Genomic DNA, 23,379 nt, shown 5'->3' on the forward strand with positions numbered 1-23,379 from the left:
CGCAGCGGATCGAGGGACGGGGGACAGGCGATGACGGTTCTGGAGCGGACCGAGGGGCCGGTGCGGATCATCGGGATCGACCGGCCGGATCGGCGCAATGCCGTCGACCGGGCGACGGCCGACGCGCTGGCGGATGCGTTCCGCCGGTTCGACGCCGACGACTCGGTGTCCGTCGCGGTGCTCTACGGCGAGGGCGGGACGTTCTGTGCCGGGGCCGATCTCAAGGCGATCTCGGACGGCGTGCCGAACCGGGTGGCGCCCGACGGCGACGGGCCGATGGGTCCGACGCGGATGACGTTGTCGAAACCGGTGATCGCGGCGATCTCGGGGCACGCCGTGGCCGGCGGACTGGAGCTGGCCCTGTGGGCGGACCTCCGTGTCGCCGACGACGACGCCGTGTTCGGGGTGTTCTGTCGCCGTTGGGGCGTCCCGCTGATCGACGGCGGCACCGTCCGTCTGCCGCGCCTGATCGGCGAGAGCCGGGCCATGGATCTCGTGCTGACCGGCCGGGCGGTCCCGGCGGAGGAGGCGTTGTCGATCGGGCTCGCCAATCGCGTCGTACCGTCGGGGACGTCGCTGCCGGCCGCGATCACCCTGGCCACCGAGATCGCCGGGTTTCCGCAGACCTGCATGCGCGAGGACCGGCTGTCGGTCCTCGAACAGGACGGCCTGGACACCGATGCGGCGATCGGCAACGAGTTGCGGCACGGCATGGTCTCCCTGGCGACCGACACACTCGCCGGGGCAACCCGATTCGCCGGGGGAGCGGGCCGGCACGGTGAGGGCGTCGGCAGCTAGAGGTCCAGTACCTCGGTCAGCTGCGGCACGATCTGCTTCTTGCGGGACACGACGCCCTTGCCGAAGGCGTGGCCGTCGGCGACGGTGACCCCCAGTGCCTGCTCGACGGCCGTAACGGGTTCGCCGACCACCAGGAGGTCCGAGTCGCAGGCGATCACGTCGGTGATCAGCAGGAGGTAGAGGTCGTAGCCTGCGGCGTCCTTCTCGGCGGTCATCGCGGCGAAGAACTCGTCGCGGCGGTCGAGCACCTCGGCGGAATCGACCGTGGTGAGCTGTGAGACCCGCACCGTCTTCGGTCCCATCGCGAAGCTCTTGGAGTCCCGGCCGATGATCGTCGACGCCGGCTCGTCGCCGAGGGCCGTGCCCGCGCGGAGCAGTGCGTCACCGTACTCGTCGGCGTCGACGCCGGCGATCGCGGCGAGCTCCGCGGCGGCCGCGCGGTCGGCGTCGGTGCAGGTCGGCGAGTTGAACAGGAGGGTGTCGGAGATGATTGCCGAGAGCATGATCCCCGCCTCGGCGCGCGGGATGTCGACCCCGTTCTCCGCATACATGCGGGTGAGGATCGTGCACGTGCACCCGACGGGCTCGACCCGGACGTAGAGCGGCGCCGCGGTCTCGAAGTTGGCGATCCGATGGTGGTCGATGACCTTCAGCACGGTGACGTCGGTGATGTCGGCGACGCTCTGCTGCCGTTCGTTGTGGTCGACGAGCATCACGTCCGACGGAGCCGCGGTCTCGATCACGCGGGGCGCGTCGAGGCCGAAATGCTCGAGCGCAAAGGCGGTTTCGAGACTCGGCCGGCCCAGGGCGACGGCCTCGACGTCACTGCCCAGCGCGGCTTCGAGGGAGGCGAGGCCGATCGCGGCCCCGATGGCATCGGTGTCGGGGTTGCGGTGTCCGATGACCAGGATCTTCGACATGGCGACTCAGCTTTCGCTCGACGTTGCTGAATCCCAGCCTACGGTGGCGCTACATCGTGAACCCCCGGAACACGGCTCCATCTCGACGATCATTGCCGGGCGATAGTTGGAAATATACAATCGTTGTATGTCTACAACTGATGGCACGATCGGCGCACACTCGCAGACCGCGACCGACGTGTGGTTCACGATGAACAGTCTGGTCCGCGATCAGGCCAAGCAATCGCGCGACCGCATCAGCGAGGTCATCGACATCCCCTTCAGCCGGTTCCGGGCACTCCGCCGCGTCGCGGTACGGCCGATGACCCAGCGGGACCTCGCCGAACGGATGGGCGTCGACGCATCGGCGATGAGCGGCATCGTCAACGATCTCGTCATCCGCGGGCTCGTGACCAGGGAGCCCGACGCCGACGACGGCCGATTCAAACGCGTCACGATCACCGACGTCGGACGTCGTGTGGTGGACGAGGTGGCCGCGAACCCGGCCACGGCCCCCGGCATGTTCGCCGCGCTCGACGAGGAACAGCTCCGTCAGCTCGCGGACCTGCTCGGCCTCCTCCGCGAGGCGGCCGAGTCGTGAACGCTGCACGTGCAGCGTTGCGCGCCCGCTCGGCCGACGGCGTCCTCACGCGTAGGGATCGGCTCGTCATCCTCGCCACCTGCTGTCTCAGTCTCTTCATCGTCGGCCTGGACGTCTCCGCGGTGAACGTCGCACTGCCGTCGATCAGCTCGGACCTGGGTGCGACGCCTGCACAGCTGCAATGGGTCCTCGACTCGTACGCGCTGGTGATCGCCAGCCTGCTGATCTTCGGTGGATCACTCGGAGATCGTCTGGGCCGCAAGAGGGTCTTCCAGGTGGGTCTGGTGACCTTCGGTGTCGCCTCCGTGCTGTGCTCGCTGGCGCCCACACCCGAGGCGCTCATCGGGGCGCGCATGCTGCAAGCCGTCGGCGGGGCGATGCTCAACCCGGTCGCGCTGTCGATCGTCACCAACGTCTTCGTCGATCCACGAGAACGCGCCCAGGCAATCGGATTGTGGGGCACCGCATTCGGCATGAGCCTGGCATTCGGGCCGGTCGTCGGTGGCGCGCTCGTCACCGGAATCGGTTGGGAGGCGATCTTCTGGCTCAATGTCCCGGTCTGCGTGCTCGCCGTCGCTCTGACGATGCGTTTCGTCCCGGAGTCCAAGGCCGACCGAGCCCGTCGGGCGGACCCGGTCGGCCAGGTCCTGATCCTGACATTCCTCGCCACCCTCACCTTTGCCATCATCGAGGGGCGTCCCCTGGGCTGGACGTCCCCGGCCGTGGTCGCGTGTTTCGTCGTCTCCGCCGGTGCGCTCGTCGCGCTGATCGCCTACGAAAGTCGCCGCACGGAACCACTTCTCGACCCGCGGTTCTTCCGAAGCGCGCCGTTCTCGAGCTCGGTGGCATGTGCGGTCCTCGCTTTCGCCGCCACCGGTGGCTTCCTGTTTCTCAACACGCTGTATCTGCAGGAGGTTCGCGGGATGTCGCCGCTGAGCGCCGGACTCATGATGTTGCCGATGGCGGCGGCTTCGGTGGTCTGCGCACCGATCGCCGGTCGGCTCGTGGGCGACCGGGGAGCCCGGACGCCGATGGTGATCGGGGGAGTGGCGATGGTGGCGGGCGCACTGATGCTCACCGGCCTGGGCAACGACACCGCTCTCGTCTACGTCGGTGCGTCGTACCTGGTCTTCGGACTGGGTTTCGGGTTCCTCAACGCACCGATCACCAACGGTGCGGTGTCCGGGATGCCGCGCACACAAGCGGGGCTGGCGTCGGCGATGGCCTCCACCGGTCGACAGGTCGGCACTGCCCTCGGCGTCGCGGTGTTCGGAGCGGTGGCATTCGCCGGGATCGAGGGGGCGGTCGCCGACGATCTCGCCGCGGCCGCCCGCCCGGTGTGGCTGATCATGGCCCTGTGTGGTGTCGCAGTCCTCGTTCTCGCCGTCGTCTCGACCGGTGCGTGGGCTCGTGGCACCGCCGCCCGTACCCGGGAACGGATCGAGTCCACGTCGGGGACCTGGGCGCCCTGACCATCACTGCCGGACGGCGTCGGACTCGGTGGTCGCCGGCGTGACGATCGTGTGCGAGTCCCACCAGTCCGCGATTCGCTGCGCGACGGGGTCGGGCGTGCGGACCCATCCGATGTGAGTGGTGGTCCCACCCGCCGGGCAGTGCGCGTCGTCGTAGCGCCAGTGGGTGATCGCCTCCGCTGCGAACGCGGCGTCGAACGCCAAGGCCGCACGGTCCGTGACGACCTCGTCGTCGTGTAGCCGGATCGACAACACCGGCACCGCGATTCGGGAGTCGAGTGGGAACGGCGCCCGCCCGGTCAGCACCATGCGTGCCCACTCCCGCATCAGCGTGCGCGGCGTCGGACCGCCGAAGCCGCGTCGTGGCCACCGGCCGGTGATCCCCGCGATCGGGGCGACCGACGCGGCCAGTGCGGCGAGCGGGACCCCGCGCAACGCCGTAGTGGCGACAGTGGGGGACCGACGCGCCGATCGCGACGATCCCGTCGGGGGCATCCTCCTCCCGCCGGGCCACCATCGCGGCCAGTTGCGCACCCAGGCTGTGACCGAGCACGAGAACCCTCGTCTCGGTGTCGTCCGCCCGGGCCGCGGCCACGGCGTCGGCCAGATCAGCCGCCTCGTCGGCATAGGACCAGTCGGAACGTCGAGATGGTGGGTCGCTGCCCTCCTCGATCCCGCGGCGCGGGACGATCCGGGCGTCGAATCCGCTCCTCGTCAGCGCCTCGGTCAGGCGACGGTACACACGCGCGGGCACTCCCATCGCCGGCGCGACGAGCACCGTCGTGTGCAGTGCGGAAACCGGGTGGCTCTCGATGCGGGTCATGTCCCCAACCTCTCGCACCCGGTTCCGCCGGCACCACTACCTACCAGGTAGTCGTTTCAGGGTGCGGTCGAATGGATACGAACCAGCGATGACCGACGCCGACTCGAAGGGAGCGACACATGTCGGACGTGAGTGATTTCTCGGAGACCTGCCGACGCGTGGCCGACGCCGCGATGGAGGCCGGTGTACGGATTGCGGTCGCGGAGTCGCTGACCGGTGGGAATCTCGCGACGGAGCTGAGCAAAGCGCCCGATGCCGGGACGTGGTTCCGCGGAGGCGTCGTCGCATACCACAAGGACGTGAAGTACAGCCTGCTCGAGGTGCCCGAGGGGCCGGTGGTGAGCGAGACGGCGGCGCGCGCAATGGTGGCGACGACCGCGCGTCTCTTCGACGCCGACCTGGTCGTCGCGGTGACCGGCGAAGCCGGGCCCGAACCGGATGAGGCGGCGCCGGGCACGGTGTGGTTCGGACTGGATCACCGAGGACGGGTCAGCGCGTCCCGGGAGGTGTTCGACGGCGAACCCGAGGAAGTGTTGGCCAAGACCATCGGACACTCTCTGGAGCTGATCGAGTCCTGCTTGAAGTCCTGATGTCCCGGACTCGGTGGCCGTTACCCGCGAGGTAGTCGTGGCGGCATCGTCCGGGACCTAGCATGGCCCTCATGACGGTCGAGGTGGGGAGCATGCTGCGGCAGTGGCGCTCTCGTCGCTCGCTGAGTCAGCTGGACCTCGCCTACGAGGTCGGTGTCTCACCACGCCACCTCAGCTTCGTCGAGACCGGCCGGTCCCGGCCGAGTCCCGCACTCCTCGAGGCCCTGTCCGAGCGCCTGGATGTGCCACTGCGCGAACGCAACTCACTTCTCCTCGCGGCAGGGCACGCGCCTCGATACAGCGAGGAACCGCTCGACGCGGAGACCATGTCGCGCGTGCGGTCGTCCGTGCAGCGGTTGCTCGACGCCCACAACCCGAACATGGGCGTAGCGCTCGACCGGACCTGGAACGTCGTCCTGGCCAACGACACCGCGCTCACGCTCCTGGAGATGCTGCCCCGCGAACTGCACTCGGTCCCGGTCAACCTGTTCCGGGTCTCGCTGCATCCGGACGGCTTCGCACAACGGACGCACAACTTCGACGACTGGGCGACCTACCTCCTCGACCTGCTCCGGCGGATGGCGCGGATCACCGGCGACCCCCGCCTCGCCGATCTCGAACGGGAGGTGTCGGCGTATCCGTCCGTCGCCGCCCTCGACGGTCGCCTGGCGCGCGACCGTGCCGGCCCTCCGGACAAGACGGAGTTGCTGGTGCCCTTCCAGCTCGAACTCGGCGATCAGGTCCTGTCCTTCTTCAGCACCCTCACCACGTTCGGTTCGCCGCGCGATGTCACTCTCGACGAGCTGACCATCGAGCTGTTCTACCCCGCCGACGAGCCCACCGAGCAGTGGGTTGCGATGATGCAGGGGTGACAGACACCGCCTCCGCCCGCACGTCCACCACCTCGATCACGCCCTCGGGGACTCGTTTGCCCGCCGCGGTCCTGTGGGACATGGACGGCACGCTGCTCGACTCCGAACCGATCTGGGATGTCGCGATGGCCGAGCTGGCCGCGCGGCACGGCCTCGTCATGTCGCCGGAACTCCGCGAATCCACCCTCGGGAACTCGCTGCCCGACGCGCTGGCGAAGGTGCACGACGCGGCCGGTCTGTCCGCCGCGGACCGCGATCCCGATGCCGACGGACGCTGGACCCTCGACCGGGTCGCCGAACTGTTCGCCGACGACCTGCCGTGGCGTCCCGGCGCACCCGAAGCGCTGGACCTGGTGGCCGCGGCGGGGATCCCGATGGTGCTCGTGACGAACACCGTGCGGGAGCTCACCGAGGTGGCCCTCGAGACCATCGGGCGAGAACGCTTCACCACGACGGTCTGCGGCGACGAGGTCGCCGTGGGCAAACCGGCTCCCGACCCCTACGTGCGCGCCGCGGAGCTCCTCGGTGTCCCGGCAGCCGACTGCCTGGCCGTCGAGGACTCGCCGACCGGTGCCGCGGCGGCGTCGGCGGCCGGTTGTCCGACGCTCGTCGTCGAGTCCGCAGCACCGGTCGAGCCGGGTCGGCTGCGGGTCTTCCGGACCTCCCTCGTCGGGCTGGACCTCGACGATGTCGCCGACGCATGGACCGGCGGTCTCGCGCGCATCTCGACATGCAAAAATGAGGAATCGTGAAGACTTTCGAGGAGCTGTTCGCCGAACTCAGCGACAAGGCGCAGACCCGTCCCGAGGGTTCGGGTACCGTCGCCGCCCTCGACTCCGGTGTGCACACGCTGGGCAAGAAGATCATCGAAGAGGCCGGTGAGGTCTGGCTCGCCGCCGAACACGAGTCCGACGAGTCGCTCGGCGAGGAGATCTCGCAACTCGTCTATTGGCTGCAGGTGATGATGATCAAGCGGGGACTGACGCTGCCGGACGTGTACCGACATCTGTGACCGGCTGACCCGGTCCAGATCGATCCCGCACGACCCCACTGTCACCGCGCCCGACGGGCGCGACCCCCACGAAAAGGACATCGAGATGCTGCGAGTGGCCGTACCCAACAAGGGTGCGCTCTCCGAATCCGCGTCGGCCATCCTCTCCGAGGCCGGATACCGCCGCCGGACCGACGCCAAGGACCTGACGGTCCTCGACAACAACAACGACGTCGAGTTCTTCTTCCTCCGCCCCAAGGACATCGCGATCTACGTCGCATCCGGCCGCCTGGATCTGGGCATCACCGGGCGCGACCTCGCCCGGGACTCGGGCGCCGAGGTCTCCGAGCAGCTGGCGATGGGCTTCGGCTCGTCGACCTTCCGCTACGCGGCGCCCGCCGACCAGCAGTGGAGCGTGGCCGATCTCGCGGGCAAACGCATCGCCACGTCCTACCCGAACCTCGTGCGTGCGGATCTGGCCGGACACGGCATCACCGCCGACATCATCCGGCTCGACGGTGCGGTCGAGATCTCGATCCAGCTCGGTGTCGCCGACGCGATCGCCGATGTCGTCGGCTCCGGCCGCACGCTGCGTCAGCACGATCTGGCCGCGTTCGGGGAGTCGCTGTGCGATTCCGAGGCGGTGCTGATCTCCCGTCGCGACGCCGACCTCACCAAGGCCGAACGCCAGTTCGTCGCCCGGGTGCAGGGCGTCGTGTTCGGACAGCAGTACGTGATGATCGACTACGACTGCCCCCGTTCACTTCTCGACCGGGCATCGCTGCTCACCCCGGGTCTCGAGTCGCCGACCGTGGCACCGATGGCCGACCCGGACTGGGTCGCCGTCCGCGCGATGGTGCCCCGCAAGGATCACCAGAACCTCATGGACGAGCTGTCCGAGCTGGGCGCGAAGGCAATCCTGGCGACCGACATCCGCTCCTGCCGGTTCTGAGCTACTGCACCGCGCTGAGCATCACCGTCTGGGCCGACCGGCCGATGTGCCCGGAGGCGTCGTAGAGGTCGGCGAAGGTGCTGCCGAATCCGTCCGGGCCGGTGATCATGTGGGCGTCGATGCCGACCCACGGTCCGCTCGGGACGCGCGTCAGGTGCACGGTGGTGTCGGTGTTCATCCAGGTCCACCGGTTCGGCCGAAGCCGGGTTCCCAGCCCGTTGGCGACGTCGATGACGGTGAACATCGACTCGAGGTCCGCGATCTTCTCGTCGGCGACGAGCGGGATCGCCGGCCGTAGCCACACCGCGGGCGTCGTCCCGTTGCGTCCCTCGACCCGGATCGACTCGACGGTCCCGATGAATCCCAGCGTGCCCCAGTCGACCGCCTCGCCGCTGTCGTCGGAGAATCCGATCAACGCCTTCGACTCGTCCGGTTCGGGGGTCAGGGGAGCGGGACCGTCGGCGATCTCGGCGGTGTCGGCGACGCGCAGACGCCAACCCACCGATCGTGCGGCGGCGCGGAACGTCCCGTCGGCCTGCTGAACCTGCAGTTCGGTCTCCACGAGGCTGATCTGGCGGCCGGGTCGTACGACCCGGGCGGACACCCGGTTGACGCCCAACCCCACCGGGCCGAGGATCTCGGTGGTCACCCTCGTGAAGTGCTGGGCCGGGTCGGGCTCGCACCGCAGCAGCGACCGCATCAGGAGGGCCGACGGGGGACCGCCGTGCTGCATGGTCGGCGACCACACGCTCAGCGTGGCGTCGGTCGGGCGGAAGTACTCGAAGTCGTGCTCGGAGTCAGACCTCGCAGCATCCGACGGGGCGTCGATGGGTTCGTAGTACGAGTTCTCCACCCGGCCACTCTATGACCATCGACATAGTCGTCCGGTGCGGGGGCACGCCGACGGGCTGCCGGCGTGGGATCAGGCCGCGAATCCCGGCGGCGGGCCCGGGTACGGCGGGACCTCACCGCCGAACTCGGGACAGCGGGCGTGGTGCTCGCAGAACTTGCACAGCCAGGACTTCTTCGGTCGGAAATCGCCGGACGTCACGGCCGCGCGGATCGCCTGCCAGATCGCGCGCAGGGTGCGCTCGAAGCGGAGCAGTTCGTCGTGATCCGGGCGATAGATCAGCTGCTGCCCGTCGGAGAGGTACATCAGTTGCAGGCGGGCCGGCACCACCCCGCGGGTGCGCAGGATCGCGAGCGCATAGAACTTCATCTGGAACAGCGCCTTGGCCTCGTAGGCCTCGCCCGGGGATCGTCCGGTCTTGTAGTCGACGACCCGGATCTCGCCGGTCGGCGCGACGTCGATGCGATCGATGAAGCCGCGCATCAGCATGTCTTCGGCGTCGATCTCGACGTGTTCCTCCACCGCGTCGGCGTCGAACGCGGTGGGGTTCTCCATCGTGTAGTAGGTGGCGATCAGCTTGTACGCGTCCGCGAGGAAGGCCTCCTGCCCGCCCTCGCCGATCACCTTCGCCAGGTCCGGGTCGCCCTCGCACAGCGCGGCCCAGGCGCCCTCGACCAGGAGCTCGGCGGAGTCCTGGGTGCGGAGTTCGGCCGGGAGGTCGAACAGGTTCTCCAGCGCCGCGTGCACCACGGTGCCCCGGGTCTGCGCGGCCGTGGGTGTCTCCGGGAATCGGTCGATCGCGCGGTACCGATAGAGCAGGGGGCACTGCTTGAAGTCCGCGGCGCGGGACGGGGACAGCGCCAGCGGCCGCCCGACGATGCCGCGCCCACCGGTGCCCTGGGAATCCGGGCCGGGCACCCCGGCTGGGGTCGTGCTGGTCGAGGTGTCCCCGACACCGGTCATCGTGCTCACCCTTCGCAGGGTAGGCGCCGGCCCCGACAGGCCGACGCCCCGACACTCGGGTCGCACGGGACCGCGTCTCCGACCGCGCGACGGGTGACACGAGGCGGGTCGGACCCACCTGGTCGGGTAACGTCCACACGGCCCACGAACCGCTGCGCGCAGGCGCGCGGGTTCGGATCGTTCACGAGAGGAAGCACCAGTGCCCACCACCGGACCGTTCGCCATCGGCGACCGGGTTCAGCTGACCGATGCCAAGGGGCGCAAGTTCACGGTGCTGCTCGACGAGGGAAAGCAGTTCCACACCCACCGCGGGGCGATCTCCCACGACGATCTGATCGGCTCGCCCGAAGGCAGCATCGTCTCCGCGACCAGCGGGACCCAATATCTCGCGTTGCGGCCGCTGCTGGTCGACTACGTGCTGTCGATGCCGCGCGGAGCCCAGGTCATCTACCCCAAGGACGCGGCGCAGATCGTGCTCGAGGGCGACATCTTCCCGGGTGCGCGGGTGCTCGAGGCCGGTGCCGGGTCGGGTGCGCTGACGTGTTCGCTGCTGCGGGCGGTCGGTGCCGACGGCGAGGTCGTCTCCTACGAGATCCGGGATGACCACGCCGAGTACGCGACCCGCAACGTCGAGACCTTCTTCGGCGGACGCCCGGACAACTGGCACCTGACGGTCGACGACCTGGCCAACGTGGATTCCGACGAACGGTTCGACCGGGTCATCCTGGACATGCTCGCGCCGTGGGAACCCCTCGACGTGGTCCGCACGGTGTTGAAACCAGGCGGGGTCTTGACGGTGTACGTGGCAACCGTCACCCAGCTGTCCCGGGTGATGGAGGCCCTGCGCGAACAGGAGTGCTGGACCGAGCCCCGGGCCTGGGAGACTCTGCTGCGCGAGTGGAGTGCGGTGGGCCTCGCGGTGCGGCCCGAACACAAAATGCAAGGCCACACCGCCTTTCTGATCACCGCCCGGCGGCTCGCCGACGGGACCACCACATTGCGCCCGCAGCGTCGACCCAGCAAGGGCTGACCCCGTCCGAGGTCGCCGTGAAACATCGCGAATACGTTGCGAAGACGCACAATTAACACACCGTCAACACCGGCGATTGCGCGGCAGACGGCGATTCCGCGTCGCGGCCGGTAGCGTAGGGATACGGCGCGAGCATTCCGATCGAGGGATCGGGTGATTGCCGGCGAGAGGAGTCAGCAATGACCGAATCTGACCGCCACGACGCACTGGGGGACCGCGGGGTTCCCGAGAGCGCCAGTGCATCCGACGAGGGCTTCGTCCCCGCCTACACTCCGCCCCCGCCGCGGAGCGGCTCCGAGTCGCCGCTGTCGCGGAGCGGCTCGGACTCGGCTGCGCGCGGCGCAGCCGGCCGGCCGGCCGGGGACCTCCAGGAGCGAGTGGACAGTCTCACCGCACGCAACGCGAAGCTGCTCGACACTCTCAAGGAAGCCCGACAGCAACTCATCGCCCTGCGCGAAGAGGTCGACCGGCTCGGTCAGCCGCCGAGTGGCTACGGCGTACTGCTGGACGTGCATCCAGACGCCACCGTCGACGTGTTCACCTCCGGCCGCAAGATGCGGCTCACCTGTTCGCCGAACATCGACACCGAGACGCTGACCAAGGGCCAGACCCTGCGCCTGAACGAGGCGCTGACCATCGTCGAGGCCTGCGAGTTCGACACCGTCGGCGAGATCAGCACGCTGCGCGAGGTGCTCGGCGACGGCAAGCGCGCCCTGGTCGTCGGCCACGCCGACGAGGAGCGGGTGGTCTGGCTGGCCGAGCCGCTGCTGGGCGAGGTCGACGGAGAGGACGGCCTGCGCCGCAAGCTGCGTCCCGGTGACTCGCTGCTCATCGACACCAAGGCCGGTTTCGCCTTCGAGCGCGTGCCCAAGGCCGAGGTCGAGGATCTTGTCCTCGAAGAGGTCCCCGACGTCGGATACGAGGACATCGGTGGTCTGGGTCGCCAGATCGAGCAGATCCGCGACGCCGTCGAACTGCCGTTCCTGCACAAGGACCTGTTCCGCGACTACCAGCTGCGTCCGCCGAAGGGTGTGCTGCTCTACGGTCCGCCCGGGTGTGGCAAGACGCTCATCGCCAAGGCCGTGGCCAACTCCCTGGCGAAGAAGATCGCGCAGGTGCGCGGCGACGACGCCAAGGAGGCGAAGTCGTACTTCCTCAACATCAAGGGCCCCGAACTACTCAACAAGTTCGTCGGTGAGACCGAACGCCACATCCGGCTGATCTTCCAGCGGGCGCGTGAGAAGGCCTCCGAGGGCACTCCGGTCATCGTCTTCTTCGACGAGATGGACTCGATCTTCCGCACGCGCGGGTCGGGTGTCTCCTCCGATGTGGAAACGACCGTCGTCCCGCAGCTGCTCAGCGAGATCGACGGCGTCGAGGGTCTCGAGAACGTCATCGTGATCGGTGCGTCGAACCGCGAGGACATGATCGACCCGGCCATCCTGCGCCCGGGCCGTCTCGACGTGAAGATCAAGATCGAGCGTCCCGACGCCGAGTCGGCGATCGACATCTTCTCCAAGTACCTCACCGAGGAGCTGCCCATCCACGCCGACGACATCGGCGAGTTCGGCGGTGACCGCACGGCCTGCGTCAACGCGATGATCGAGAAGGTCGTCGAGCGGATGTACGCCGAGAGCGAGGACAACCGGTTCCTCGAGGTGACGTACGCCAACGGCGACAAAGAGATCATGTACTTCAAGGACTTCAACTCCGGCGCGATGATCCAGAACGTCGTCGACCGGGCCAAGAAGTACGCGATCAAGTCGCAACTCGACACGGGTGCACCGGGTCTGCGCGTCCAGCATCTCTTCGATTCGATCCTCGACGAGTTCGCGGAGAACGAGGACCTGCCCAACACGACCAACCCCGACGACTGGGCCCGGATCTCGGGCAAGAAGGGTGAGCGGATCGTCTACATCCGCACGCTGGTCACGGGCAAGAGCGCGGGCGCGAGCCGGGCCATCGACACCGAGACGAACACCGGTCAGTACCTGTAGCGACAGACGACTCCGCCGAGCAGACAGCCGACTCCCACGGGGTCGGCTGTCTGCTCGACAGAACGGCGTGAACAGCGTCTTCACGCACTAGAGTTGTCGGCGATGAACAGCACATCGATGACGCGTGGACGGGTGATCGTCGACGGTGGGGCACCGCACCCACTGGGCGGGTCCCGCCGCGTCACCCTGGGCCGGGAACCCGACAACGACATCGTGATCAACCATCCGATGGTGTCGCGTCGACATCTCGCCATCGAGTGGCGCGGGGCGGCCTGGTGTCTGGTGGACATCGGCAGCACGAACGGCTTCTTCGTCAACGGTCAGCGGATGGCCGAGTTCATGGTGCCGGGCTCGATGCAGGTGCGCCTCGGAGACGTGAACACCGGTCCGGTGGTCGATCTGGTGGTCGACGTGCCCGTACCCGGTGGGCGGGCCCCCTCGAGTGGGCCCAATCCGGGCATGCCGTCCCGGCCGGTTCCGCCGGGCTCGCGCCCGATGCCCTCGGGTCAGCCGCCGTCGGGTCCGCGCTCGGCGGGTTTCCCGGGTACCGGAGTGCCGGCTTCCGGCCAGATGCCGGCGCGCGCACCCGGCGGTTACGATCGCGCCGGGAGCGGGTGGCAGTTCGGCGGCCTGGATCCGATGCCGCAGGAAGTGCTGAACGCGCCGCATCTGCAGGCGCTGCAGCAGAACGTGTCCGCGGTGTACCGGTTGCCCGGGGCGCCGACTCCGCCGGAGCGCGAGTCGATCTCACTGCGCGGGGTCCAGCGCATCGGACGCACCCCCGACAACGACATCGTGGTCAGCGACGTGCTCGCGTCTCGGCACCACGCCCAGGTGTCGAGCCGCGGGTCCGCCCTCGTGATCGAGGATCTCGGCAGTGTCAACGGGACCTTCGTCAACGGCCGGCGGGTGTCGAGCGCGCCCCTGACAGACGGTGACGTCGTCACGATCGGCAACAGCGACTTCGTGGTGTCCGGCGGCACCCTGATGCGCGGGCAGGAAAGTGCCGCGGTCGCCGACGGCCTGCACGTCCACGGGGTGAGCCTCGTCGTCGACGGCGGCAAGCGCCTGCTGGCCGATGTCGACTTCAGTGCAAGTCCCGGCACGTTGACCGCGGTGATCGGTCCCTCGGGCGCGGGGAAGTCGACGGTGTCGAAGATCGCAGCCGGACTCAATTCCCCGACAAGTGGTCTGGTCACCTTCGAGAGCCGCAACGTCCATGCCGAGTACGACGCGCTGCGCACCCGCATCGGGATGGTGCCGCAGAAAGACGTGCTGCACCACAAGCTCACGCTCCGGCAGGCGTTGCGCTACGCCGCCGAGCTGCGTCTGCCGCCCGACCTCTCGAAGGCCGACCGGGACCGGGTCATCGACGGGGTGCTCAGCGAACTCCAGCTGACCGAACACGTCGACACCCGGGTGGAGAAGTTGTCCGGCGGCCAGCAGAAGCGGGCGTCGGTGGCGATGGAGTTGCTGACCGGCCCGTCGCTGCTGATCCTCGACGAGCCGACCTCCGGTCTCGATCCCGCGCTCGATCGTCAGGTGATGGCAACACTCCGGCGGCTCGCCGACGCCGGACGCGTCGTTCTCGTGGTCACCCACTCACTGACCTACCTGTCCATGTGCGACCAGGTGCTGCTGCTCGCACCCGGCGGCAAGACCTCGTTCTGCGGCCCACCCGCGCAGGTGCAGGGCGAGATGGGAACTTCCGACTGGGCCGAGATCTTCGCCTTCGTCGCCGACCAGCCGGACACGGCGCACATGCGGTATCTGGACCGGCATCGCCGTGCACCGAATCCGCCACCGCCGCAGCGTCCGCCGGGGCCGCCGATCCCGGTGCCGCACACGAGTTTCACCCGCCAGTCGTCGACCATCGCCCGACGGCAGGTGCGGCTGATCTTCGCCGACGTCGGGTACCTGGTCTTCCTCGTGCTGCTGCCCGTGGTGCTGGGGTTGCTCACCCTGGTGATCCCGGGTTCGAGCGGATTCGCGCGTCTCGAGGTGATCCCCAACGCGCCGCCGCCGAAGGACGGTGCGGAGGCGATCCAGATCCTGGTCGTGCTGGTCGTCGGCGCCGCGTTCATGGGAGCCGCGCTGACCGTGCGCGATCTGGTCGGTGAGCGCGACATCTTCGAACGTGAGCGTGCCGTCGGATTGCGCCCAGGCGCATACCTCTTCGCGAAGATCGCCGTGTTCTTCGTCGCCGCCGTGCTGCAGACGATAATCATGGTCGGCATCACCTTCGCCGGCCGTGGGCTGCCCGACTTCGGCGGCCCGATCCTGCCGCCGCCGCTCGCGTTGCTCGTCGCGGTGTCCGTGCTGGCCTGTGTGAGCACCCTCGTCGGACTCGCCATCTCCTCGGCGGTCAAGTCCAACGAGCAGGTCATGCCGCCACTGGTCATCGTCGTCATGGTCCAGCTGGTGTTCTGCGGCGGTCTGTTCAAGCTCGACGGCATCGGACTCGAGCAGCTGTCGTGGATCTTCCCGTCGTTCTGGGGTTACGTGGCCGCAGCCGGCAGCGTCGACCTGTACACCATCAACGTCGCCGCCCCGCAGCGGATCACGCTGTGGGAGACCTCGGTCGCGCACACCGCGCTGGCCTACGGCGTCCTCGCGGTGATCAGTGCGCTCCTGCTCGCCTTCACCTATTCGCGTCTGCGACTCAAGAAGCGCTGACGCGCGAGAGGTCGAGCGAGGCGAACCCCGGCAGGTGTAGTGCGTCGTTGCGCCTGACACAACGACGCACTACATCTGCGGACACGCTCACCCGGTCGTCGTCGGGAACCGCACGAAGCCGAGTTCGGACTCGGACGACAGCTGCGGATGACGCGGCAGAACCCGGACGGTGTAACCGAGATGGCCGGACGCCGACGGCGGCACGAGTGCGGTGAACACCACCCGGTCCGACGCGTCGCGGTCGGCTTCGGGCGTCATGGCGGTGAACGTCGGATCGAGGATGTCGCCGTCATCGCCGACCCGGCCGAGCACGACCTGTACCGTCACCGACTCGGGAGCCAGGTCGCCGAGTGCGACATGAGCCGTGACGTGCAGACCATCCGCGCGCCTCTCGTCCTCGACACCGGCGACGAGGACCGAGGACCACCCCGTCTCCAATGCCCGGCGGTAGGCCGCGAGGTCGCGTGCCCCCGCGTAGGAGTCGGCGCACGCGGACTCGTAGGACCGGGCGGCCGGGCAGTAGAGCTCGGTGGTGTAGTCGCGGACCATTCGTGACGCCAACACCCGCGGCCCGAGTCGGGTGAGTGTGTGCCGCATCATCTCCACCCACCGGCGGGGTACACCGTCGCCGTCGCGGCGGTAGAACAGCGGGATCACCGTCTCCTCCAAGAGCGTGTACAACGCCTGCGCCTCGAGATCGTCGCGGCGGTGCTCGTCGGCGATGTCCTCCGCCGACGGGATGGCCCAGCCGTTCTCGCCGTCGGCCATCTCGTCCCACCAGCCGTCGAGGATCGACAGGTTGAGTCCGCCGTTGAGCGCCGACTTCATCCCCGACGTCCCGCAGGCCTCCATCGGCCGTACCGGATTGTTCAGCCACACATCACAACCCGCGTAGATCGCGCGCGCCATCGAGATGTCGTAGTCGGGGAGGAACACGATCCGGTCGCGCAGTTCCGGGTCCTCGGTGAACCGCACGACCTGCTGGATCAGCGACTTGCCGCCGTCGTCGGCGGGATGCGCCTTGCCCGCGATGACGAGCTGTACCGGACGATCGGGGTCGGTGAGGATGGCGCGCATGCGCTCGGGATCGCGGAGCATCAGGGTGAGGCGTTTGTAGGTCGCCGCGCGCCGCGCGAATCCGATCGTCAGCACACGCGGGTCGAACAGGTCGGCGGTCCAGCCCAGTTCGGCGTGGGTGAAGCCCCGTTCGAGGCCGCTCGCGAGCGCACGGCGGCGCACCTCGCCGACGAGCCTCGAGCGCAACTCCTCGTGTGTGCGCCAGATGGTCTCGTCGGACAGGCCGGCGTACACGGCGGGCGCGGATTCCTCGTCCCCGCCGGCGAAGTCGCGCCACTCCGGGGCCACCCAGGTCGGTCCGTGCACACCGTTGGTGACCGCCCCGATGGGGACGTCGGCGGCGTCGAATCCCGGCCAGAGGTCGGCGAACATCTCGCGACTCACCTCGCCGTGCAGTTGCGAGACCCCGTTGCTGCGTTGTCCGAGCCGAAAGCCCATGTGTGCCATGTTGAACACTCCGGGGTCCGCCTCGTCGCCGAGTTCGACGACCGTCGCCGCGCTCAGCCCCGGCAGCAGGCGGGACCGACCGTCCGCGTCGGCGTCGAGGTATCGAGCGACGAGATCGGCGGGGAACCGGTCGATACCGGCCGGGACCGGGGTGTGGGTCGTGAACACGTTCGACGCCCGGACCACCGCCTCCGCGGTGTCGAAGTCGAGCCCGCCCGCCACGAGTTCCCGGATGCGTTCGACACCGAGGAAGCCCGCGTGTCCCTCGTTCATGTGGAACACCGTCGGCTCGGCTCGGCCGGTGAGCCGCACGTACTCACGGAGTGCGCGGACACCGCCGATGCCCAGCAGGATCTCCTGCGCGATGCGGTGTTCCTGGTCGCCGCCGTAGAGCCGGTCGGTCACCGCGCGCAGGACGGCGCCGTCGGGCTGGTCGTCGTTGTGGGCGATGTCGGAGTCGAGGAGCAGCAACGGGATTCGCCCCACGGTCGCGACCCACACCTGTGCCGACAACGTGGCGCCACCGGGCATCGCCACCTCGACGATCACCGGGTCGGCGTCGCTGCCCGCGTCCCCGAGAAGCGTGAGCGGGAGTTCGTCGGGATCGTTGACCGGATACCGCTCGATCTGCCAGCCGTCGTGATCGAGGCCCTGGCGGAAGTACCCGGAGCGGTACAGCAATCCGACGCCGATCAGTGGCAGCCCGAGGTCGGAGGCCGCCTTGAGGTGATCGCCGGCGAGGATGCCGAGGCCGCCCGAGTAGATCGGCAGGACCTCGGAGACGCCGAACTCCATGGAGAAGTACGCGATTCCCGGCGGCACCACCCGGTCGGTGTCCGCGTCGTTGCGCGCCGGTGATCCCGCCGCGTACCGCTGAAACCACTGCGGGGCGTCGAGATACTGCCGGAGGTCGGCGGACGCGTCGGCCACCCGCGCGACGAAGTCCTCGTCGGAAGCCAGTTCGGTCAGTCGCGTCGGGTCGGCGTCGGCGAGGACCCGCAGCGGGTCGCCGGTCGAGGACCACAGCGCCGGGTCGATCGTCGCGAACAGTTCCTGGGTGGGGAGATGCCACGCCCAACGCAGGTTGGAGGCCAGCGGCGCGAGGTCGGCGATCCGGTCGGGCAGCGGGACTCGAACGGTGAACCGGCGGAATGCTTTCACGGCGTCGACCGTACTCAGCACCTGCGGTGGTTGCGACCGGTCGCAAGTGAACATCTACCCTCGAAGGATGCAGCGAATCATCGGGACCGAGGTCGAGTACGGAATCTCCGCGCCCGGCGACCCGACCGCGAACCCGATCATGACGTCCACCCAGGCCGTTCTCGCCTACGCGGCGGCCGCCGGTGTGCCGCGCGCGAAGCGCACACGCTGGGATTACGAGGTGGAGTCGCCGCTGCGCGATGCCCGTGGCTTCGACCTCGGCCGCGGCTCCGGGCCGGCCCCGATCATCGACGCCGACGAGATCGGCGCGGCCAACATGATCCTCACCAACGGCGCTCGGCTCTACGTCGACCACGCCCATCCCGAGTACTCCGCGCCCGAGGTCACGGACCCGATGGATGCGGTCATCTGGGACAAGGCAGGCGAGCGCGTGATGGAGGCCGCGGCCCGTCACGTCGCGAGCGTCCCCGGCGCCCCGAAGCTGCAGTTGTACAAGAACAACATCGACGGCAAGGGCGCGTCCTACGGCACCCACGAGAACTACCTCATGGCGCGGGAGACACCGTTCACCGCAGTCATCGCGGGGCTGACCACCTTCTTCGCGTCGCGCCAGGTGATCACCGGCTCGGGACGCGTGGGCATCGGCCAGTCCGGCGACGAGGCCGGCTACCAGCTGTCGCAGCGGTCGGACTACATCGAGGTCGAGGTCGGCCTCGAGACCACCCTCAAGCGCGGCATCATCAACACCCGCGACGAACCGCACGCCGACCCCGAGCGTTACCGGCGGCTGCACGTCATCATCGGCGACGCCAACCTCGCCGAGACCTCGACCTACCTCAAGGTCGGGACGACCGCGCTCGTCCTCGATCTCATCGAGGCCGGCGTCGACTTCTCCGACATCGAACTCGCGCGTCCGGTGCAGGCCGTGCACACCATCAGTCACGACCCGTCGCTCACGGCCACCGTCGCCCTGACCAACGGTCGCGAACTGACCGGACTGGCCCTGCAACGGGAGTACCTGGAGCGCTGCCAGAAGTTCCACGAGCAGGAGCACTCCGACGACGAGCGCGCCGCCCACGTCCTGCAGACCTGGGCGGACGTACTGGACCGCCTGGAGCGCGATCCGATGGAGTGCGCCGACATCCTCGACTGGCCCGCGAAGCTGCGCATCCTCGAGGGCTTCCGCCAGCGCGAGAACCTGTCGTGGTCGGCGCCCCGCCTGCAGCTCATCGACCTGCAATACTCCGACGTCCGGCTCGACAAGGGGCTGTACAACCGGCTCGTCGCGCGCGGGTCGATGAAGCGACTGGTCGACGAGAACGACGTGCTCGCCGCGATCAGCGAACCGCCGCGCGACACGCGGGCCTATTTCCGTGGCGAGTGCCTGCGCCGGTTCGGCGCCGACGTCGCGGCCGCGAGCTGGGATTCGGTCATCTTCGACCTCGGCGGGGACTCGCTGGTCCGCATCCCGACCCTCGAGCCGCTGCGCGGCACCGCGGCACACGTCGGCAAGCTCCTCGACTCGGTGGACTCGGCCGCCGAACTGGTGGATCAGCTCACCACCTGACATGCCGCGGCGCCCCGCGCCCATCTCCGCGGCGCCCCGCGCCCATCTCGGCCGCGCCCCGCGCCTATCTCCGGCGTGCTTGTGCTTCGTTCCGCCACACTTGTCGCCCCCACAGGTAGTGTGGGAGCACACGATTCCGCAGGGTCGAGACACGAGGGATCACCGTCGCGGCAGCGACACCGGATGGCCGCCGCGACAGCGACACCCGATCCCGACTCCTCGACCGCGGTAGCCCGCCAAGGGGCGATCGGTTTCAAGGAGGCAGCAGATGGCGCAGGAACAGACCAAGCGTGGTGGCGGCGGCGACGACGAGGGCGTGGGCCCCGATTCCGGCGCCGGGCAAGAGCGTCGCGAGAAGCTGGCCGAGGACACCGACGACCTGCTCGACGAGATCGACGACGTGCTGGAGGAGAACGCCGAGGACTTCGTGCGCGCCTACGTCCAGAAGGGCGGCCAGTGAGCGACAGGTTCGGTTCACTGCCCCCGCTGTCCTCATCCCGTTCCGGTTCCTCGTTCGGCGCCGACATCTCGTCGTTCACCGAGTTCCTCCGGACCCATGCACCCGACCAGCTGCCGCAGGCCCAGGTCGACCGCGTGGGGTCGTTCGCCGGCGGCACCGACGGGGCCGGTGACATCCCGCACGGCACCACGATCGTCGCGGTGTCGTACCCGGGTGGGGTGATCCTCGCGGGCGACCGCCGGGCGACGATGGGCAATCTCATCGCTACGCGGGACGTCAAGAAGGTCTACATCACCGACGAGTACTCGGCGGCCGGTATCGCCGGCACCGCCGGGATCGCGATCGAGATGGTGCGCCTGTTCACCGTCGAACTCGAGCACTACGAGAAGATCGAGGGCGTCCCCCTGACGCTGGACGGCAAGGTCAGCCGTCTGGCGTCGATGGTGCGGGGCAACCTCGGCGCCGCCCTGCAGGGTCTCGCAGCCATCCCGCTGCTCGTCGGCTACGACATCGATCACGACGATCCGACCGAACGCGGACGCATCTTCAGCTTCGACGTCGCGGGCGACCGGCACGAGGAGTTCGGGGGTTACACGGCCATCGGCTCGGGGTCGGTGTTCGCCAAGTCCTCGCTCAAGAAGCTGTACCGACCCGACCTGACCGCCGACGAGGCGCTCGCGATCGCCGTCGAGTCGCTCTACGACGCCGCCGACGACGACTCGGCCACCGGCGGACCCGATCTGGTCCGCAAGATCTTCCCGATGGCCGCGATCGTCGGAGCCGACGGAGCCCGGGAGGTGGACGCGACCGACATCGAGGCGGCGGCACGCGCCGTCATCGAACGCCGTGGTGCCGAGCACGAGGGGGGTGCCCGATGACATTCCCGTATTACGCCAGCGCCGAGCAGATCATGCGCGATCGCTCCGAGCTCGCCCGCAAGGGCATCGCCCGGGGGCGGAGCGTCGTGATCCTGACCTTCGCCGACGGCGTCCTGTTCGTCGCCGAGAACCCGTCGAACACACTTCGCAAGACCAGCGAGATCTACGACCGGATCGGTTTCGCGGCGGTGGGCAAGTACAACGAGTTCGAGAGCCTGCGCAAGGCCGGCATCCAGATCGCGGACATGCGTGGCTACAGCTACGACCGGGCCGACGTGTCCGGGCTGTCACTGGCCAACACCTACGCCAACGCGCTGGGCAGCGTCTTCACCGAGCAGGCCAAGCCGTTCGAGGTGGAACTCTGCGTCGCCGAGGTCGCCCGCCCGGGCAAACCGAAGCGTTCGCAGCTGTACCGGATCTCCTACGACGGGTCGATCACGGACGAGACCCGCTTCCTCGTGATGGGCGGTGCGACCGAACCGATCGCGGCGGCCCTCAAGGAGAGCTACGAACCCGACATGGAACTCGGCCGCGCCATCGGCGTCGCGGTGACCGCACTGACGGCCCCGGCCGACAGCGGCAACGGGGCCCCGGCCGAACGGCGGGTGCTGGCCGCGGGCGACCTCGAGGTCGCCGTCCTCGACCACAACCGTCCGCGGCGCGCGTTCCGGCGCCTGACGACGTCTGCGGTCGAGGGCCTGCTCCCGACGGTCGCCGAAGCCCTGGCCTCGGATACCCAGGCCTCGGATACACAGTCCGGTTCCGACGAAGCCCCTGGTGAGACGCCGTCTCCCGAACAGTGACGAGAACGCCGCGGGTCGCGGCGACCGGTGCGTGTCGACCGGTCCGCCGCGGTCCGCGCGAGTAGGGTTGGTCAAGTGCAGCGACGAATCATGGGCATCGAGACCGAGTTCGGTGTCACGTGCACCTTCCACGGCCACCGCCGGCTGAGCCCGGACGAGGTCGCGCGCTATCTCTTCCGCCGGGTCGTGTCCTGGGGCCGGTCGTCGAACGTCTTCTTGCAGAACGGCGCCCGCCTCTATCTGGACGTGGGCTCGCACCCCGAATACGCGACGGCGGAGTGCGACAGTCTCATCCAGCTGATCAATCACGACCGGGCCGGCGAGCTCGTTCTCGAGGACCTGCTCGTCGACGCCGAACAGCGCCTCGCCGACGAGGGCATCGGCGGCGACATCTACCTGTTCAAGAACAACACCGACTCGGCAGGCAACTCCTATGGATGCCACGAGAACTACCTCGTCGTCCGGGCGGGGGAGTTCTCCCGCATCTCCGACGTCCTGCTGCCGTTCCTCGTCACGCGGCAGCTGATCTGTGGCGCAGGAAAGGTGCTGCAGACCCCCAAGGCGGCGACCTTCTGCCTGTCGCAGCGCGCCGAGCACATCTGGGAGGGCGTCTCCTCGGCGACCACCCGCTCGCGCCCGATCATCAACACACGCGACGAGCCGCACGCCGACGCCGAGAAGTACCGCAGGCTGCACGTCATCGTCGGTGACTCGAACATGTCCGAGATGACGACCCTCCTCAAGGTCGGCTCGGCGGCACTCGTCCTGGAGATGATCGAGGCAGGCGTCGCATTCCGGGACTTCGCGCTCGACAACCCGATCCGCGCGATCCGGGAGGTCAGCCACGACCCGACCGGCCGACGTCCGGTCCGCCTCGCCGGTGGTCGGCAGGCCAGTGCTCTCGACATCCAGCGCGAGTATCACGCCCGCGCCGTCGAACACCTCACCAACCGACGTCCCGACCCCGAGATGGACATGGTCGTGGACCTGTGGGGTCGCATGCTCGATGCCGTGGAGAGCGACGACTTCGCCAAGGTCGACACCGAGGTCGACTGGGTCATCAAGCGCAAGCTCTTCCAGCGCTACCAGGACCGGTACTCGATGGAACTGTCGGATCCGAAGATCGCGCAACTCGATCTGGCCTTCCACGACATCAAACGCGGACGCGGCGTCTTCGACGTCCTGATGCGCAAGGGCCTGGTCGCCCGGGCGACCACGGACGAGGCCATCAAGACCGCGGTCAACGAGCCGCCCCAGACGACCCGCGCCAAGCTCCGTGGCGATTTCATCTCGGCCGCGCAGAAGGCCGGCCGCGACTTCACCGTCGACTGGGTGCACCTCAAACTCAACGACCAGGCTCAGCGGACGGTGTTGTGCAAGGACCCGTTCCGCAGCGTCGACGAGCGCGTCGACCGCCTCATCGCCTCGATGTGAGCACCGGTATACCGGCCGACGCCGCGTGCCTCCGCACG

General features: G+C 68.8%; 21 protein-coding genes and 1 pseudogene. 16 read left to right on the plus strand and 6 right to left on the minus strand.

The window, feature by feature from the left end; all coding sequences use genetic code 11:
• Nucleotides 1–30 precede the first annotated feature (30 nt).
• A complete protein-coding gene (locus tag MHN80_RS00585; RefSeq protein WP_239398677.1) occupies nucleotides 31–798 on the plus strand; it encodes a crotonase/enoyl-CoA hydratase family protein in 768 nt (255 codons plus the stop codon).
• On the opposite strand, the gene MHN80_RS00590 is transcribed toward MHN80_RS00585, so the two are convergent.
• Entirely contained in the window at nucleotides 795–1,718 is a 924-nt protein-coding gene (locus MHN80_RS00590; RefSeq protein ID WP_239398679.1) for a manganese-dependent inorganic pyrophosphatase, read from the minus strand. The two genes, MHN80_RS00585 and MHN80_RS00590, sit on opposite strands and share 4 nt — an antisense overlap.
• A gap of 127 nt (nucleotides 1,719–1,845) precedes the next feature.
• On the opposite strand from MHN80_RS00590, the gene MHN80_RS00595 reads away from it, so the two are divergent.
• Together MHN80_RS00595 and MHN80_RS00600 are read left to right on the plus strand one after the other, a co-directional pair.
• Entirely contained in the window at nucleotides 1,846–2,298 is a 453-nt protein-coding gene (locus MHN80_RS00595; RefSeq protein WP_004019084.1) for a MarR family winged helix-turn-helix transcriptional regulator, read from the plus strand.
• Nucleotides 2,295–3,770, plus strand: a complete 1,476-nt coding sequence (locus MHN80_RS00600; protein ID WP_239398681.1) for an MFS transporter — start codon at nucleotides 2,295–2,297, stop codon at nucleotides 3,768–3,770. The genes MHN80_RS00595 and MHN80_RS00600 overlap by 4 nt, the downstream gene beginning before the upstream one ends.
• A 3-nt stretch (nucleotides 3,771–3,773) precedes the next feature.
• Here the strand turns inward: MHN80_RS00600 and MHN80_RS00605 are convergent, their stop codons facing one another.
• Together MHN80_RS00605 and MHN80_RS00610 are read right to left on the minus strand one after the other, a co-directional pair.
• Nucleotides 3,774–4,265, minus strand: a complete 492-nt coding sequence (locus MHN80_RS00605; protein ID WP_239399292.1) for a hypothetical protein — start codon at nucleotides 4,263–4,265, stop codon at nucleotides 3,774–3,776.
• Nucleotides 4,246–4,593 (minus strand): annotated as a pseudogene (locus MHN80_RS00610) (alpha/beta fold hydrolase); the annotation flags it as partial. The gene MHN80_RS00605 and the pseudogene MHN80_RS00610, both read right to left, overlap by 20 nt.
• Before the next feature lie 119 nt (nucleotides 4,594–4,712).
• Here MHN80_RS00610 and MHN80_RS00615 point away from each other — a divergent pair.
• The 5 genes from MHN80_RS00615 to hisG all read left to right on the plus strand — a co-directional run bounded on the left by MHN80_RS00615 (nucleotide 4,713) and on the right by hisG (nucleotide 7,998).
• Nucleotides 4,713–5,183 carry a CinA family protein gene (locus MHN80_RS00615; protein WP_239398683.1) on the plus strand — a complete coding sequence of 157 codons (471 nt, stop codon included), beginning with the start codon at nucleotides 4,713–4,715 and terminating at the stop codon, nucleotides 5,181–5,183.
• A 71-nt stretch (nucleotides 5,184–5,254) separates the two neighbouring features.
• A complete protein-coding gene (locus MHN80_RS00620; protein WP_239398685.1) occupies nucleotides 5,255–6,055 on the plus strand; it encodes a helix-turn-helix transcriptional regulator in 801 nt (266 codons plus the stop codon).
• 80 nt (nucleotides 6,056–6,135) lie between these two features.
• Nucleotides 6,136–6,807, plus strand: a complete 672-nt coding sequence (locus MHN80_RS00625) for an HAD family phosphatase (RefSeq protein WP_239399258.1) — start codon at nucleotides 6,136–6,138, stop codon at nucleotides 6,805–6,807.
• On the plus strand, nucleotides 6,804–7,067 hold the full coding sequence (locus MHN80_RS00630) for a phosphoribosyl-ATP diphosphatase (protein ID WP_004019076.1): 264 nt from the start codon (nucleotides 6,804–6,806) through the stop codon (nucleotides 7,065–7,067). The genes MHN80_RS00625 and MHN80_RS00630 overlap by 4 nt, the downstream gene beginning before the upstream one ends.
• An 85-nt stretch (nucleotides 7,068–7,152) precedes the next feature.
• Nucleotides 7,153–7,998, plus strand: a complete 846-nt coding sequence (gene hisG / locus MHN80_RS00635) for an ATP phosphoribosyltransferase (protein WP_004019075.1) — start codon at nucleotides 7,153–7,155, stop codon at nucleotides 7,996–7,998.
• 1 nt (nucleotide 7,999) lies between these two features.
• Here the strand turns inward: hisG and MHN80_RS00640 are convergent, their stop codons facing one another.
• Both MHN80_RS00640 and MHN80_RS00645 read right to left on the minus strand, forming a co-directional pair.
• Nucleotides 8,000–8,851, minus strand: coding sequence for a thioesterase family protein (locus MHN80_RS00640; protein WP_239398687.1), 852 nt, complete (start codon nucleotides 8,849–8,851; stop codon nucleotides 8,000–8,002).
• A gap of 69 nt (nucleotides 8,852–8,920) precedes the next feature.
• Nucleotides 8,921–9,811 carry a RecB family exonuclease gene (locus MHN80_RS00645; protein ID WP_239399260.1) on the minus strand — a complete coding sequence of 297 codons (891 nt, stop codon included), beginning with the start codon at nucleotides 9,809–9,811 and terminating at the stop codon, nucleotides 8,921–8,923.
• Between the two features lie 199 nt (nucleotides 9,812–10,010).
• Here MHN80_RS00645 and MHN80_RS00650 point away from each other — a divergent pair, with 199 nt between their 5' ends.
• The 3 genes from MHN80_RS00650 (at nucleotide 10,011) to MHN80_RS00660 (ending at nucleotide 15,514) form a co-directional block, all read left to right on the plus strand.
• Nucleotides 10,011–10,841 (plus strand): tRNA (adenine-N1)-methyltransferase, encoded by an 831-nt coding sequence (locus MHN80_RS00650; protein ID WP_064571363.1) that lies wholly within the window; start codon nucleotides 10,011–10,013, stop codon nucleotides 10,839–10,841.
• Between the two features lie 179 nt (nucleotides 10,842–11,020).
• Entirely contained in the window at nucleotides 11,021–12,838 is a 1,818-nt protein-coding gene (gene arc, locus MHN80_RS00655; protein ID WP_064571364.1) for a proteasome ATPase, read from the plus strand.
• Between the two features lie 117 nt (nucleotides 12,839–12,955).
• Entirely contained in the window at nucleotides 12,956–15,514 is a 2,559-nt protein-coding gene (locus tag MHN80_RS00660; protein WP_239399262.1) for an FHA domain-containing protein, read from the plus strand.
• Between the two features lie 87 nt (nucleotides 15,515–15,601).
• Here the strand turns inward: MHN80_RS00660 and glgP are convergent, their stop codons facing one another.
• Entirely contained in the window at nucleotides 15,602–18,199 is a 2,598-nt protein-coding gene (gene glgP / locus MHN80_RS00665) for an alpha-glucan family phosphorylase (protein ID WP_239398689.1), read from the minus strand.
• A gap of 67 nt (nucleotides 18,200–18,266) precedes the next feature.
• Here glgP and dop point away from each other — a divergent pair, with 67 nt between their 5' ends.
• The 5 genes from dop to pafA all read left to right on the plus strand — a co-directional run bounded on the left by dop (nucleotide 18,267) and on the right by pafA (nucleotide 23,341).
• Nucleotides 18,267–19,766: a depupylase/deamidase Dop gene (gene dop / locus MHN80_RS00670; protein ID WP_004019065.1), complete on the plus strand. Its 1,500-nt coding sequence runs from the start codon at nucleotides 18,267–18,269 to the stop codon at nucleotides 19,764–19,766.
• Nucleotides 19,767–20,034: 268 nt separating this feature from the next.
• Nucleotides 20,035–20,226, plus strand: a complete 192-nt coding sequence (locus MHN80_RS00675) for a ubiquitin-like protein Pup (RefSeq protein WP_004019064.1) — start codon at nucleotides 20,035–20,037, stop codon at nucleotides 20,224–20,226.
• Entirely contained in the window at nucleotides 20,223–21,104 is an 882-nt protein-coding gene (prcB, locus tag MHN80_RS00680) for a proteasome subunit beta (RefSeq protein ID WP_239398691.1), read from the plus strand. The genes MHN80_RS00675 and prcB overlap by 4 nt, the downstream gene beginning before the upstream one ends.
• Nucleotides 21,101–21,907: a proteasome subunit alpha gene (prcA, locus tag MHN80_RS00685; protein WP_239398693.1), complete on the plus strand. Its 807-nt coding sequence runs from the start codon at nucleotides 21,101–21,103 to the stop codon at nucleotides 21,905–21,907. The genes prcB and prcA overlap by 4 nt, the downstream gene beginning before the upstream one ends.
• A gap of 75 nt (nucleotides 21,908–21,982) precedes the next feature.
• Complete coding sequence (pafA, locus tag MHN80_RS00690) at nucleotides 21,983–23,341, plus strand: Pup--protein ligase (protein ID WP_004019052.1); 1,359 nt, start codon at nucleotides 21,983–21,985, stop codon at nucleotides 23,339–23,341.
• The last annotated feature ends 38 nt before the right edge of the window (nucleotides 23,342–23,379 follow it).

This window comes from Gordonia sp. McavH-238-E, assembly GCF_022348225.1.
GTDB classification, from domain to species: domain Bacteria; phylum Actinomycetota; class Actinomycetes; order Mycobacteriales; family Mycobacteriaceae; genus Gordonia; species Gordonia terrae.

What these genes read in the sequence shown, in the direction of transcription:
- MHN80_RS00585 (WP_239398677.1), top strand. Translation starts at nt 31, where the DNA reads ATGACGGTTCTGGAGCGGACCGAGGGGCCGGTGCGGATCATCGGGATC.
- MHN80_RS00645 (WP_239399260.1), bottom strand. Translation starts at nt 9,811, where the DNA reads ATGACCGGTGTCGGGGACACCTCGACCAGCACGACCCCAGCCGGGGTG.
- MHN80_RS00660 (WP_239399262.1), top strand. Translation starts at nt 12,956, where the DNA reads ATGACGCGTGGACGGGTGATCGTCGACGGTGGGGCACCGCACCCACTG.
- dop (WP_004019065.1), top strand. Translation starts at nt 18,267, where the DNA reads ATGCAGCGAATCATCGGGACCGAGGTCGAGTACGGAATCTCCGCGCCC.
- MHN80_RS00625 (WP_239399258.1), top strand. Translation starts at nt 6,136, where the DNA reads ATGGACGGCACGCTGCTCGACTCCGAACCGATCTGGGATGTCGCGATG.
- prcA (WP_239398693.1), top strand. Translation starts at nt 21,101, where the DNA reads ATGACATTCCCGTATTACGCCAGCGCCGAGCAGATCATGCGCGATCGC.
- MHN80_RS00615 (WP_239398683.1), top strand. Translation starts at nt 4,713, where the DNA reads ATGTCGGACGTGAGTGATTTCTCGGAGACCTGCCGACGCGTGGCCGAC.
- MHN80_RS00595 (WP_004019084.1), top strand. Translation starts at nt 1,846, where the DNA reads ATGTCTACAACTGATGGCACGATCGGCGCACACTCGCAGACCGCGACC.
- hisG (WP_004019075.1), top strand. Translation starts at nt 7,153, where the DNA reads ATGCTGCGAGTGGCCGTACCCAACAAGGGTGCGCTCTCCGAATCCGCG.
- MHN80_RS00605 (WP_239399292.1), bottom strand. Translation starts at nt 4,265, where the DNA reads ATGCCCCCGACGGGATCGTCGCGATCGGCGCGTCGGTCCCCCACTGTC.
- MHN80_RS00675 (WP_004019064.1), top strand. Translation starts at nt 20,035, where the DNA reads ATGGCGCAGGAACAGACCAAGCGTGGTGGCGGCGGCGACGACGAGGGC.
- MHN80_RS00620 (WP_239398685.1), top strand. Translation starts at nt 5,255, where the DNA reads ATGACGGTCGAGGTGGGGAGCATGCTGCGGCAGTGGCGCTCTCGTCGC.
- arc (WP_064571364.1), top strand. Translation starts at nt 11,021, where the DNA reads ATGACCGAATCTGACCGCCACGACGCACTGGGGGACCGCGGGGTTCCC.
- MHN80_RS00590 (WP_239398679.1), bottom strand. Translation starts at nt 1,718, where the DNA reads ATGTCGAAGATCCTGGTCATCGGACACCGCAACCCCGACACCGATGCC.